Below are 12,413 nucleotides of genomic sequence, written 5' to 3'. Positions count from 1 at the left end.
GCCTATATTTGGTGATTATTTATCGTCACTAATGCGGCTTGCTACCGCACTGCTTTGATCTTTATACTTTGCGTCTTTACGAATGTTGTAAGGGTTTTCGCATGGGCCTGAAAGCATTTCAAAGCTCATTGCACCAATTTTCATCAGGGGGCGAAGTGCCAGTGGTAATTTACCTGAGTTGTAAAACTCTAAAACAATATTACCGCTCCAGCCTGGGTCGATTCTGTGCGCGGTTACATGCACCATTAAACCCAAACGCGCAAGCGATGAGCGTCCATCTAACCACCCTACTATGTCTGCTGGCAACGTTACTTTTTCGTGTGTAATAGCTAAAGCGAGTTCACCTGGGTGTAAAAAGAATGCTTCACCTTCATCAAGCACTATTTCTTCACTCATGATTGATTCCATGGCTTTATTTAACTGATCTTTTGGGCCACTTAAATCGACGTATGCGGCATTATGCGCATTAAAAGTTCTAAATTTATTCCCTAAGCGCAAATCGGCAGTCACGCCTGAAATCATCTCGCTCGTTGGCGCAGGCTCAATAACAATGCGACCGTCGCTTAGGTATTCATTAATATGTGTGTCTGAAAGTCTCATTATTTACTAATCTTCCGTAATCACAATTTCAATCGCATTGTGATGCTGTTGATAATAGAGCGTGCTGGCTATAAGCCTCGCTGCTGCGCTGTATGTTTTGCTTATTGCCGCCTCGTTATCGTTGGCAATAAGTTTCCCTTGCTCAGAATACTCGCGTATATCTATTGCAAGAGGAATATGGCTAAGTACGGGTACACCGTGTTTGTGTGCAAGCTTTTGTGCACCATCTTTACCAAATACGTGGTTAGCTTCACCACAGTGGCTGCAAATGTAGTGACTCATGTTTTCTATTAGGCCTAGAACCGGTACGTTTACTTTATTAAACATGGCAATGCCTTTTTGCGCATCGGCTAGCGCTAAGTCTTGCGGTGTCGTTACAATAACAGTGCCGCTCGCGGGAACTTTTTGACTCATTGTAAGCTGAATATCACCGGTACCTGGTGGCATATCCACAATTAAGTAATCAAGCTCGCCCCAATCAGTCTCGTTAAGTAACTGGTTAAGTGCGCCTGACGCCATTGGTCCGCGCCATACAGTGGCATCATCGCTTGGTACTAAAAATCCAATAGATTGCGCTTTAATGCCGTTTGCATCAAAAGGCTGTAATTGTTTGTTATCTTTAGTGACGGGCTCTGCGCCCACCAAACCTAAAAGCATTGGAATAGACGGGCCATAAATATCAGCATCTAAAATACCCACCTTTGCTCCTTCGTTTTTAAGGGCGCCCGCCAAGTTAACAGCGGTAGTCGACTTACCTACTCCGCCTTTGCCTGAGGCAATAAGCACAATATGTTTAATCGCTTTAAACTTAGCTGCTTCTTTAATGATAACCTTGGCGCTAATTGTTACTGGCACATTTAAGCTTTCACTTACGTGTTGCTCAACTAAAGGCATTTCTGATTGTCCAGCAAATGGCAGGGTTAATTTTATCTGTAGTGATTTATCGTCATTTTGAGTAATAGTATCAATGAAGCTTTCGTCAATACCGACGGCAAAAGCCGCACTGCGATATGCCGCTAAGGCAGTAATAATCGGTTGTTTTTGCACCGATTTAGAAGAGAATAGTTTCGACAGTCCAAACATAGCAATTAAATAGCGTTTCTTTGATGAAAAGTGCCACGGAATTATGTAACATTCAGGGCATTAACACCAGTCAATTAATAAAAATCCATAAGCTGTGCACACTCTAAGCAGATAGCTTGTAGATAAATTAATGATAATTGCCGTTTGTATAATAAAAACGGCGTTTTATCCTCAATTCGGAATGATTATGACGCAGCGAAAGATCCTGATTACCAGCGCATTACCTTATGCAAATGGCCCTACTCACTTAGGTCATTTATTGGAATATATTCAAACTGATATTTGGTCACGTTTTCAAAAACTACAGGGCCACGAAGCTTATTATGTTTGCGCAGACGATGCCCACGGCACGCCAATTATGCTTAATGCGCAAAAGCAAGGGATCACGCCTGAAGAAATGGTAAAACAAGTGAGCATAGAGCGCCAACGCGACTTTGCTGACTTTAATATCAAATTTGATAACTACCACAGCACGCACAGCCAAGAAAACAAAGAATTTAGCGAACTTATCTATAACCGCCTAAACGATGCCGGTCATATTAAAAAGCACACTATTTCGCAATTATTCGATCCTGAAAAAGGTATTTTCTTACCCGATCGTTTTGTAACTGGTACTTGCCCAACATGTAAGTCTGAAAACCAAAACGGCGATAGCTGTGATTCGTGTGGTGCTACATACAGCCCAACCGAACTCATTAATCCGCGCTCTGTAATGTCAGGCGCTGAGCCTGTGCTTAAAGATTCTGAACATTACTTTTTTGACCTGCCAGCATTTGAAGGCATGTTAAAAGAGTGGCTACACTCGGGCACTATTCAGCAAGAAATGGCTAACAAGCTAGACGAATGGTTTACCGATGGCCTGCAGCAGTGGGATATTAGCCGTGATGCGCCTTACTTTGGTTTTGAAATTCCAAATGCACCGGGCAAATATTTTTACGTTTGGTTAGATGCACCTATTGGTTACATGGCGAGCTTTAAAAACCTATGTGATAAAAAAGGCATCAACTTTGATGAGTTTTGGGCTGAAGGTTCAGACGCTGAGCTTTATCACTTTATTGGTAAAGACATCATTTATTTCCACAGCTTATTTTGGCCAGCAATGTTAGAAGGCGCTAATTTTAGAAAGCCAACTAACGTATTCGCTCATGGTTTTGTTACTGTAAATGGCGAAAAAATGTCTAAATCAAAGGGTACGTTTATTAAAGCGCGTACTTATTTAGATAACTTAAACCCAGAGTACTTACGTTACTACTACGCAGCAAAATTAAGCAGCGGTATTGTTGATCTTGATTTAAACCTAGAAGACTTTGCACAACGCGTAAATTCAGACCTAGTAGGTAAAGTAGTAAACATAGCGAGCCGTTGTGCTGGCTTTATTACTAAAAAGTTTGATGGCAAGCTAAGCAGCACTATTATGCAACCAGAGCTGTTAGCAGAGTTTCAAGCGGCTGCACCTAGCATTACAACACACTATGAGAACCGCGATTACAGCCGCGCAATTCGCGAAATAATGGCGCTTGCCGACAAAGCAAACCAATTTATTGATGGCGCAGCACCTTGGGTATTAATTAAAGACGAAACTAAGCAACAAGAAGCACACGAAGTGTGTTCTCTTGGTCTTAACTTGTTCCGCGTTTTAATTACTTACTTAAAACCAGTGCTACCAGAAATGGCCGACAACGTACAAGCATTTTTAAATGACGACCTTGCATGGGACGGCGTTCAAAATGCGCTAGTAAGCCACCCTATCAATAAATTCAAACCGTTAATGCAGCGTGTTGAAATGGATAAAGTAAATAAAATGGTTGAAGAATCTAAAGAAAGCTTAGCGCCAAAAGTAACTATTGACCCTAACAGCCCACTTGCAAAAGAGCCGATTAGCGACGAAATAGAATTTGATGACTTTGCAAAAGTAGACTTACGCGTAGCTAAAATTGCTAAAGCAGAGCACGTAGAAGGCGCTGATAAACTACTTAAGCTAACACTTGATTTAGGCGGCGAAACTCGCCAAGTGTTTGCAGGTATTAAATCAGCTTACGCACCAGAGGATCTTGAAGGTAAGTTAACCGTTATGGTCGCTAACCTTAAGCCTCGTAAAATGCGCTTTGGTATGTCTGAGGGCATGGTATTAGCAGCAGGTCCTGGCGGAAAAGAAATTTATATTCTTAACCCAGATGACGGCTCAGAGCCTGGTATGCGCGTAATGTAATATTACTCATACAATAAAAACCGCTGATACATCAGCGGTTTTTTTATGGGCAAAAGTAATGTTTAGTCATATATTAAGCCTAGCCGTTTATACAAACGCCTTTGCATTAAATAAAGTGAATTGTAATTATGACCCAAATTTTAGATACCAACAGAACAAAAGTAAGTAGCCAAATAAAGCAACACAAGTTAGTCGCCATACTGCGCTTAAAACAACAAACCGATGTAGCACCATTAATTGATTGTTTAGGGCCTGTTTATCTTTCGAGGTTAAATTTGCAGCAGACTGTTTGGTGTTTAGGCAAGGCAGAGCCTATGTAGTGTGGTTATTCCCCATAAATAGGCGATAACGCAGCATAAATGCCAAACAGGCGCTTCCCGAAGGGTTCTGCCCGAAGGGTTCTGCCTAGGGGCAATTTACTCTTTGTTGCTCGGTTTTTACTTAGCCCACTAGGTTACAAACCTCGCGCCGCGATTAAATAGCCCCTAGATTGAACAAATTTTAATCCTGAAAGGTCAACAGGCCCTAATAAATGCGGGCATAAACGCATTAGAGATCACTTCAAACACACCTGGCTTTGAGCAAGAAATAGCAAAAGCGCGTGCAGCGCATAAAAACGCACTTATTGGTGCAGGCACAATAATTAACACCACCCTTGTTCAGCAAGCAATTGATGCAGGCGCACAGTTTATTGTAACGCCAAATACCAACAAATCAGTTGTCGAACTTACCCACCAGCACGGGTTACCAGTATTAATGGGCGCGCTAACACCTACCGATGTAGCAAATGCAATTGAATATAACGCAGATATTATTAAGGTGTTTCCTGCGGGCAGTATGGGCGTTGGTTACTTCAAAGCGTTAACAGGCCCATTTTCAGAGGCGCAACTAATGCCTGTTGGAGGTATTACTTTGGATAACTTATCACAATGGTTTGAAGCAGGCGCTTGTGGTGCTGCAGTAAGTGGCGATTTTTGTAAGATATTAAATACCGAACAAGAACGTAGTGACCTTAGCAAGCTTGTAAAAAACTATATAAGTAAACTGCCTAAATAGGCAGTTATACTTTAACTATAAAATTAATCATCTTTTTTAATTGAGCTTTTTCAATACGCGGTCTTTTCTTGGTAGGTAATAGTTATCGTAATCAAGAGACACTATAACGCGTTCTGCTTTTCCTAATAACTCATTACGCGGAATTAAACCTATGACACGCGAGTCAGCGCTATTGTCGCGGTTATCACCCATTGCTAAATAATAATCATCAGGAATTGTAATTGCATCAAACCCCGATAAACGTGAAGGAATATTTGCCACTCTTATCGAATGCTCTAATCCGTTTAAATCTTCGATTTTATCAAGCGAGTCTATATTGCTTTGCTTATCTGCATAATTAAGTTTTTTACCATTAATAATGAGCTCATTATTTTCAAGCGCAACGGTGTCTCCTGGCACACCAATTACACGTTTAATTAAACGATTATCGGCAGCTTGTGAGTCAAAAACAATAATATCACCGGTTTGTGGGTCCGCTAGTTTTAGTAATTTTATGTGCGTAAATGGGACGCGAATATCGTAGGCCATTTTATCGGTAAGTATTCTGTCACCTTCTTGAATTGTTGGCTTCATTGAGCCTGTTGGCACTTCGTACCAATCAGCAACAGCGCTTCTAAATACGCTCATCAGTGCAATAAATACGATAAGAGAGCGGTTATTTTTCCAAAACTTATAAACTAATTTCATGCCTATTCCCTTCAATTGAACAAGTCTTTAATTGAGTAACTGTTTATATGACTTTGCTAATTAGCTGCAGTTCAATCAATGATGTAACAAAACATGTTTACTCAAAATATAAATGATCGATTAAATTTAGAGCGTCGTAACATTTAACGAAACCAACGGGTATTAACTTAAAGGAAAATAAAATGTTTAAGAAAATTACTACTGCATTATTGTTTACAACTGCAAGCCTTGGATTTACTACAGCGGCTTATGCTGATCATCACGGTATGAAAAAAGACGTTGTTGAGGTAGCCGTTGAAAATGGTTCGTTTACTACCCTTGTTGCTGCTGTAAAAGCCGCAGGCTTAGTTGAAACGCTACAAGGTAAGGGACCATTTACTATTTTTGCACCAACAGATGCTGCATTTTCTAAATTACCTGAAGGCACTGTAGAAATGCTTCTCAAGCCTGAAAACAAAGACAAGCTAACGGCGGTATTAACTTATCACGTAGTGTCTGGAAAAGTGATGGCAGCCGATGTAATGAAGGTAGATAGCGCTAAAACACTACAAGGCCAATCAGTTATGGTTAAAGCCGACAGTATGGGTGTAATGATAAATGACGCTAAAGTTGTAAAAGCTGATGTAAAAGCAAGCAACGGCGTAATTCATGTTATCGACACAGTACTACTTCCAAAAGAGTAGTCATAAAAGAATAAGCCAAATAAAAAAGCATAAGTAAGTACTTATGCTTTTTTATTTATTTTTTCATCACATAACAAATTATTGATTTAGTTTTTCTTTCGCTTCTTTTACTTTTTCAAAATCTAAACCAAGTTCGTCAGTCGCTTCTTTAATAAGGTGCGGTTGAGTCATTACTACTGCCATTAGTTGCTGTAGTTTTTCTGGCGGAATACCAAGCTCTTGAACAAGCGCCATTGCCATCATTGGGTTTTGAGTAAACGCTTCAAACAATGCTTTTACTTTTTCGTCGCTTACATTGTGCTCTTTAAGTATTGCTAGTATTGGATTCATTATTAAACCTTAAGTGTTTTTTATAGGGCTTAGTATATGGGCTAAACCCTAAAATTAAAGAGTTACTCTACAAGTAAAACAACTTTACCAGCATTTTCATTACGCTCTAAAATAGCATGAGCTTCGTTTGCGTCGCTCCAATTCAATGTTTTATACAGGTTAAAGTCGTACTTTTTAGTGGCAATATCATTGTAAAAACGCGCTACAAAGTCGTCGCGCACCTGGCGTTTAAAATCAATGCTGCGGTTTCTAAGTGTTGATGCATGAAACGAAATACGTTTGCGTAAAAGCGCCGCAAAATCAACTTCTGCAAAACGTCCATCTAAAAATGCAAGCATCACAATTTGGCAATCCATCGCTGCAATAGCGGCATTTTTATTTAAATAACTCCCCGACACCGGATCTACAATTGCATTTGCTGTTAAGTCATTTGCTTTCATATATTCTACAAAGTCGGTGGTTTTGTAGTTAATTGCATGATCGGCACCGAGCTCTTTTGCATGTTGGCATTTGTCATCCGTACCTGCGGTAATAACAACGGTAGCACCTGCGCTTTTGGCCATTTGAATTGCTGCACCGCCCACGCCACTAGCACCTGCATGAATAAGCGCTGTTTGCCCTTTTTGTAATTTACCAAGCTCAAATAACGCGCCAAATGCTGTTAAATACACTTCGCTTATTGCAGCGCCTTCAGCCATTGTTACATCATCGGGTAATTCCATAAGCTGCTTTGCATCAACGGCTACATATTCACTGTAAGCGCCGCCTGAGCACAACGTAAAAATACGTTTGTTTAGCCAAGTGTTATCTACATCTTTACCGAGCTCGGTGACTGTACCCGCACATTCTAAACCTAAAATAGGGCTATCTCCCGCAGGGGCCGGGTACTTACCTTGGCGCTGCATACTGTCTGCACGGTTTACACCTATTGCTGCAACTTTAACAAGTACTTCATGGCTCTTTAAAACCGGTTTTTCGGTTTCACTAAATGCAAGATTACCATCTTCATGAGAAATATATTTCATTGTTGCTCCAAGTTTAAAAACTGTAATAACATATAAATGGGGATGAACACAGATTCAAACAACCTCAAAAGCGCCAACTTTGTTTGTAAGGATAAACATCGGGTAGATAACCATTATGTACTTGTTGCTGACAACCTTGCCAAAACGTCGCTAAAAACAAGTTACTGTGCTTATTATTAAAATAATTAAACGCAATCTCGTTGGCGCTAAAAAACACCTTAAATTGGCTCGGAAATATATCGTTTTCAGCTATATCAAAATACGAGTTTCTACTTAGCTCTTCAAGTGCATTTTGGGTTTGTGGCACCTCTCTAAAGTTGCAATCGGTTAGTGGGCAAATTTCGTCAAAGTCGTAAAACACAACTCGCCCCCATCGCGTTACGCCAAAGTTTTTCATTAGCATGTCGCCCGGAAATATATTAGCACCCGCTAACTCTTTAATTGCTTTACCGTAGTCATGCATCACTCGTTCTAAGGTTTTGTTATCGCATTGGGTAATATATAAATTAAGCGGGGTCATTTTACGCTCAACATAAACGTGCTTTAAAATAAGTGCCTTGCCAGATATAACCATACTGCTGCCAATTTGGCTTTTCATCTGCTCAAGCAGTTCATCGCTAAAACGGCTTAAATCAAACGCTAAATATCTAAATTCGTGTGTGTCGACCAAACGACCAACCCTATCGGCTTGTTTTACAAAGTTATACTTTTCTTTCACCTGTGCTTTGGTGGCTGTTTTTGGCGCACTGAATTTGTCTTTGATTACTTTATAAACGTAATCTAACCCTTCAATAGTAAATACCAGCATTACCATACCTGGCGTCCCTGGTGCTGTAACATACTTGAAGTTGGCTGGGCTATTTTTAGTCGTATCAACTTTGTGCCGATAAAACTCAGTTTTGGCGTGCTTTATAAAACCAATGGCGTTAAATAATTCAAAGCGTTGTTTGTGTGGCATTAACACACTTAAGTAATCTACATAACGAGCGGGTTTATCGGTATCAACCATAAAATAGGTGCGTGCAAAACCAAATAATAAACTTAATTGATCGGCGCCCATCATTACAGCATCAATCTTTAGTCCCTCATCGGTATTTAAAATAGCGATAGCAAAAGGCATGTTGTCGCCATTTTTAGCAATGCAGCGCCCAATTAAATAACAGGCTTTGTTTCTAAAAAATAATGAGTTGGCGTATTCAATATACCCGTCATTTAAATTTATAAGTTCGTACACCTGTTTGCATTGCTGCTTAGCGCCTTGCATTAACGTACTTTGTAAAGTGGCTACATCGCGTTCTAACTGGCTAAACGGCACTCTAAATACTTGATTAGTGATAAGCGTTTTAACGGCATTATTAAACCCATTATGTAACGACACCCTACTCACTAAGCTTTCATAAGAGCGCGGCTCACTACGATACTTTGCTTTTAATACAAACAAATGCACAGTACGAATTTTTTTATCGTCCCAAATTGCGCCAAACGTTGAGTTAAAAAAGGTATGCGCAATAGGTTTATTTTCGTGATTTTGTACCATATCGCCATAAATATTTTTAGCTAACTGCCACGTTTGCGGGCAAGTAAGTTCAGCGTAAGCAATTACTCTCACGGCTTCACTCACGTTTTTTACTTCGCGTTCGTAAACCTGTAAACGTTCACGCATAGCACTTTGCACACTGTGGTACTTTCGTTGTTCAAAACGGCTTTGTGCACCCAGTGTAATATTTAAAAATTGCGAAAACATCGCCTCAAATCCTGCAAAAACAGATCGTGCAAGCTTCCTGGCTACAACATGTTGTAGCGCATTATTCGATTGATTTGTTAACCTATTTTGCATAAATACAGCACTTATATTGATGCCAGTTATGGCGGTTATTTTTTATTAATGGTTTACACCTTAGCAAGCAGGCTTTAATTTAGGTAATTAATAAAGCATATAAATAAAATTGATCCTATGAATATACGTAATGTCGATCTCAACCTTCTCGTTTATTTAAATGTGTTAATAGATGAGAAAAGTGTTTCAAAGGCTGCCAATAAACTCGCGCTTACGCAACCGGCTATGAGTAATGCATTAAAACGTTTACGCGATTTATTTGACGACCCGCTACTTGTGCGTGCCGCAGGCTCTATGACACCAACAGCAAAGGCACTTGCATTAAAGCCTGAAGTGGAGGCGCTCTTAAAAATGGCCGAAGCAATTACGCAGCCTAGTGATCAATTTAACCCTGCAACCGCAGAAGTTACGTTTAGAATAATGGCAAACGACTACATAGAGTCGACCTTAATAGCCCCTTTTATAACCGCGCAGCTTAGTAAAAGTCCTGGTATTAATTTTGACGTATTAAGCCCAAGCGACGTTAACCTGCAAGACATGGAAAAAGGCACTATTGATTTAGCAATAAACCGCTTTAATGGCCTACCACGCTCGTTTCATCAAGCCAGTGTTTGGCGCGATAATTACTGTTGTTTAACCCATCCTAAAAATACATTTTTACACCAATCAGGGTTAGAAGACTACTTACAAAAAGAACACATTTGGGTAAACCGTGCCGGCTGGGGGCCAGAGGCAGCGGTTACTAATAAATCGGGAAAGCAAAAATTAGGCTGGGTAGACGAAGCGCTTTGGCAGCTAGAACAAACTCGTAAAATACGTGTTTTTACTCGCCACTACATGGTTGCAAGCCTGCTTTGCCAATCAGAACAACTTATTGCCACACTACCGCGCAGGCAGGCTAAGTTATTAGCTTCTCATACTGATTTAGTGATCAGCCCTGTGCCATTCCAAATAGTCCCTATTGAGGTGAAAATGATATGGAGCCCGCTACTGCACCACGCGCCAGCGCACCAGTGGTTAAGGCGTGAGTTATTAGCATTCGCTAAAACAATTGCAGATAGGTAATTAAGAGTAAGCATTTAATTAATGCTCAAGAGCCTAACGCGAAAGCCAGTGCTATGTACTGAATCATCAGGTTTTGAGCTGGTAGCTTGGTCAGCATTTTAAATACATTGAGTTAGAAATTACCTAGTGAAAACTAGAATTCCAACTCAAATACAATGTTCGCTAAAGAATTGAATCAAAATAGGTACTGGGTTATTCTTAATTAGTAATATAAAGCCAATAACTTTAGATACTCGTTATCAAGAATCTACGACATATTAAAAAATGGAATTTTATGTACCAATACTTATATTTAAAGTGTTCACTTATAATGAGTAAGGCCACCAAAATTAGCTTTCTTCCTTTCTCTAAAGTTGAAACTGACAATTTAAAAACTCTCTTATTTACTGCACGACTTTTTGTTTATATAGCTCTTGCATACTTTTTGAATGGGTTAGGTACTTTTGTATATGATGTTCATGAAGTTGTTAATTTATACAACTTTAAACAAACTTGGAGCGTAATTTTTACAAATATTCATCAGACTCTACTATTGAAAAAATTATTATGGGAGATGTTATTTAGCGCTGCTATATTAGCGTCTGGAGGTATATTGGCTGCAATAATTTCATTCGAGTTTAAATATGAAAGTAAAAATGACTAACCTCAGGCCTTTGCTGTACTTTAAAACCTTATGCTATTGAAGCTGAAATTATTAAAGCACTTAACTTTCCTCCTTTAACAAATAGCACTAATAATATAAAAATTCAGAAACAGTATTTTTAATAGGTAATTTATAAATGGATAGTGCATCAATAATTGCATGGAGTGTTTTATTTGGTGGCATAGGTATTGGCTACCTTACTTACGGGCGAAGAAAAAAAGCCGTAGTACCACTTTGTATTGGTTTATCGTTATTAGTGTTTCCGTACTTTATGACCAGTGTAAGTATGTTGCTTATTGTAGGCGCTATTTTAGTTGCCATTCCCTACTTTGTTAAAATTTAACATTACTACTGTTATTGCTAAGGCTAAATAAAATACACGCGAAAAATAAAAAAGCGCCATGGTATTCAACTTTGGGAAAATACCATGGCGCTTTTGGGGTAGTAGAAATAGGAATGTACCTACACTGTATGATTTGCAAGCTTAGTACCAACTTCATGAAATAATTAAAGTTCAATAAAAACAATTAATTAATATATTTTCTCGATACCTCTATTGTTTCCCTTGTTCCAGTTTTGTGCACGCTGCCACGAATTTTCACCAAATTAATTGGCATTATTTAAGGTTGTTTCAGCATTCTATTAACCATTAAATCTTATTATTGATAAAATCAATATCAGTTATTGAAAACAACAATTTTATTAATAATACACTTAGCGCTAGAGTGAAGTTAAGCCAACAAACTAAGAGTAATTATTATGACAACAACTTCTTTCACACGCCAAGATGGATTATTCATCGATGCTAACTTGCATCAGTTCATTGAAGAGCAGTTATGCACTAAAGCTAACACCACTGAAACTTACCAAGCATTAGCTACTTTAGTTGATGAGTTTGGTTGTAAATGCCGCAAAACAAAACATCAACCTAATGATGTATTAGAGGTAGATACATTATTAAACGCATACCAACTTAAAAATCATCCACTTTGCCATGTTGATGCACAAACTACGGAAGCCGTTTTAGACGAATATTGCTGCCAGGTTCCTGCAATTATTGTTGTTGCATTAATGGATACGCTTAGTGGTACTCAGTGCGATGAACCTGAGGCACATGAGATTTATCATCGTGCAGCGCAGTTAACCAACCGCCCTTGTATGCACAGAGTAAAAACTGCTTCAGCAGCTTAATAAT

At 39.2% G+C, this 12,413-nt stretch carries 14 protein-coding genes; 8 read left to right on the top strand and 6 right to left on the bottom strand.

The window, feature by feature from the left end; genetic code table 11:
- Positions 1–15 precede the first annotated feature (15 nt).
- Entirely contained in the window at positions 16–600 is a 585-nt protein-coding gene (gene dcd, locus BW142_RS03515) for a dCTP deaminase (RefSeq protein ID WP_076923901.1), read from the bottom strand.
- A 6-nt stretch (positions 601–606) separates the two neighbouring features.
- Positions 607–1,683 (bottom strand): iron-sulfur cluster carrier protein ApbC, encoded by a 1,077-nt coding sequence (apbC, locus tag BW142_RS03510; RefSeq protein WP_076923900.1) that lies wholly within the window; start codon positions 1,681–1,683, stop codon positions 607–609.
- A 187-nt stretch (positions 1,684–1,870) separates the two neighbouring features.
- Here apbC and metG point away from each other — a divergent pair, with 187 nt between their 5' ends.
- The 3 genes from metG (at position 1,871) to BW142_RS03495 (ending at position 4,948) form a co-directional block, all read left to right on the top strand.
- On the top strand, positions 1,871–3,892 hold the full coding sequence (gene metG, locus BW142_RS03505; RefSeq protein WP_076923899.1) for a methionine--tRNA ligase: 2,022 nt from the start codon (positions 1,871–1,873) through the stop codon (positions 3,890–3,892).
- Positions 3,893–4,020: 128 nt separating this feature from the next.
- On the top strand, positions 4,021–4,212 hold the full coding sequence (locus BW142_RS20820; protein WP_076923898.1) for a hypothetical protein: 192 nt from the start codon (positions 4,021–4,023) through the stop codon (positions 4,210–4,212).
- Positions 4,213–4,381: 169 nt separating this feature from the next.
- The gene (locus tag BW142_RS03495; RefSeq protein ID WP_076923897.1) at positions 4,382–4,948 is read left to right on the top strand and encodes a bifunctional 4-hydroxy-2-oxoglutarate aldolase/2-dehydro-3-deoxy-phosphogluconate aldolase; all 567 of its coding nucleotides are present in this window, start codon (positions 4,382–4,384) and stop codon (positions 4,946–4,948) included.
- Positions 4,949–4,984: 36 nt separating this feature from the next.
- On the opposite strand, the gene lepB is transcribed toward BW142_RS03495, so the two are convergent.
- On the bottom strand, positions 4,985–5,635 hold the full coding sequence (gene lepB / locus BW142_RS03490; RefSeq protein ID WP_024599364.1) for a signal peptidase I: 651 nt from the start codon (positions 5,633–5,635) through the stop codon (positions 4,985–4,987).
- A gap of 182 nt (positions 5,636–5,817) precedes the next feature.
- On the opposite strand from lepB, the gene BW142_RS03485 reads away from it, so the two are divergent.
- A complete protein-coding gene (locus BW142_RS03485) occupies positions 5,818–6,318 on the top strand; it encodes a fasciclin domain-containing protein (protein WP_076923896.1) in 501 nt (166 codons plus the stop codon).
- Between the two features lie 78 nt (positions 6,319–6,396).
- Here BW142_RS03485 and BW142_RS03480 read toward each other — a convergent pair whose 3' ends face one another.
- The 3 genes from BW142_RS03480 to aceK form a co-directional block, all read right to left on the bottom strand.
- Positions 6,397–6,648 (bottom strand): DUF2999 family protein, encoded by a 252-nt coding sequence (locus BW142_RS03480; RefSeq protein ID WP_007582532.1) that lies wholly within the window; start codon positions 6,646–6,648, stop codon positions 6,397–6,399.
- A gap of 62 nt (positions 6,649–6,710) precedes the next feature.
- Positions 6,711–7,673, bottom strand: a complete 963-nt coding sequence (locus tag BW142_RS03475; protein WP_024599363.1) for a zinc-binding dehydrogenase — start codon at positions 7,671–7,673, stop codon at positions 6,711–6,713.
- A gap of 64 nt (positions 7,674–7,737) precedes the next feature.
- The gene (aceK, locus tag BW142_RS03470; protein ID WP_076923895.1) at positions 7,738–9,510 is read right to left on the bottom strand and encodes a bifunctional isocitrate dehydrogenase kinase/phosphatase; all 1,773 of its coding nucleotides are present in this window, start codon (positions 9,508–9,510) and stop codon (positions 7,738–7,740) included.
- Between the two features lie 117 nt (positions 9,511–9,627).
- Between aceK and BW142_RS03465 the strand changes: the two genes are divergently transcribed.
- The 4 genes from BW142_RS03465 to BW142_RS03450 all read left to right on the top strand — a co-directional run bounded on the left by BW142_RS03465 (position 9,628) and on the right by BW142_RS03450 (position 12,409).
- Entirely contained in the window at positions 9,628–10,575 is a 948-nt protein-coding gene (locus tag BW142_RS03465; RefSeq protein ID WP_076923894.1) for a LysR family transcriptional regulator, read from the top strand.
- Between the two features lie 310 nt (positions 10,576–10,885).
- Positions 10,886–11,218: a hypothetical protein gene (locus BW142_RS03460; RefSeq protein ID WP_143475901.1), complete on the top strand. Its 333-nt coding sequence runs from the start codon at positions 10,886–10,888 to the stop codon at positions 11,216–11,218.
- Between the two features lie 136 nt (positions 11,219–11,354).
- Positions 11,355–11,561 carry a hypothetical protein gene (locus BW142_RS03455; protein WP_007582523.1) on the top strand — a complete coding sequence of 69 codons (207 nt, stop codon included), beginning with the start codon at positions 11,355–11,357 and terminating at the stop codon, positions 11,559–11,561.
- A gap of 416 nt (positions 11,562–11,977) precedes the next feature.
- Positions 11,978–12,409, top strand: coding sequence for a hypothetical protein (locus BW142_RS03450; RefSeq protein WP_076923892.1), 432 nt, complete (start codon positions 11,978–11,980; stop codon positions 12,407–12,409).
- Positions 12,410–12,413 lie beyond the last annotated feature (4 nt).

The organism is Pseudoalteromonas sp. EB27 (assembly GCF_001974875.1).
GTDB lineage: Bacteria > Pseudomonadota > Gammaproteobacteria > Enterobacterales > Alteromonadaceae > Pseudoalteromonas.
Note: the sequence above shows the minus strand (reverse complement) of the source record. Positions and strands in the feature narration are given on the sequence as shown.

Coding starts and splice junctions, on each gene's coding strand:
- dcd (WP_076923901.1), bottom strand. CDS start 600: ATGAGACTTTCAGACACACATATTAATGAATACCTAAGCGACGGTCGC.
- apbC (WP_076923900.1), bottom strand. CDS start 1,683: ATGTTTGGACTGTCGAAACTATTCTCTTCTAAATCGGTGCAAAAACAA.
- metG (WP_076923899.1), top strand. CDS start 1,871: ATGACGCAGCGAAAGATCCTGATTACCAGCGCATTACCTTATGCAAAT.
- BW142_RS20820 (WP_076923898.1), top strand. CDS start 4,021: ATGACCCAAATTTTAGATACCAACAGAACAAAAGTAAGTAGCCAAATA.
- lepB (WP_024599364.1), bottom strand. CDS start 5,635: ATGAAATTAGTTTATAAGTTTTGGAAAAATAACCGCTCTCTTATCGTA.
- BW142_RS03485 (WP_076923896.1), top strand. CDS start 5,818: ATGTTTAAGAAAATTACTACTGCATTATTGTTTACAACTGCAAGCCTT.
- BW142_RS03480 (WP_007582532.1), bottom strand. CDS start 6,648: ATGAATCCAATACTAGCAATACTTAAAGAGCACAATGTAAGCGACGAA.
- BW142_RS03475 (WP_024599363.1), bottom strand. CDS start 7,673: ATGAAATATATTTCTCATGAAGATGGTAATCTTGCATTTAGTGAAACC.
- aceK (WP_076923895.1), bottom strand. CDS start 9,510: ATGCAAAATAGGTTAACAAATCAATCGAATAATGCGCTACAACATGTT.
- BW142_RS03465 (WP_076923894.1), top strand. CDS start 9,628: ATGAATATACGTAATGTCGATCTCAACCTTCTCGTTTATTTAAATGTG.
- BW142_RS03460 (WP_143475901.1), top strand. CDS start 10,886: ATGAGTAAGGCCACCAAAATTAGCTTTCTTCCTTTCTCTAAAGTTGAA.
- BW142_RS03455 (WP_007582523.1), top strand. CDS start 11,355: ATGGATAGTGCATCAATAATTGCATGGAGTGTTTTATTTGGTGGCATA.
- BW142_RS03450 (WP_076923892.1), top strand. CDS start 11,978: ATGACAACAACTTCTTTCACACGCCAAGATGGATTATTCATCGATGCT.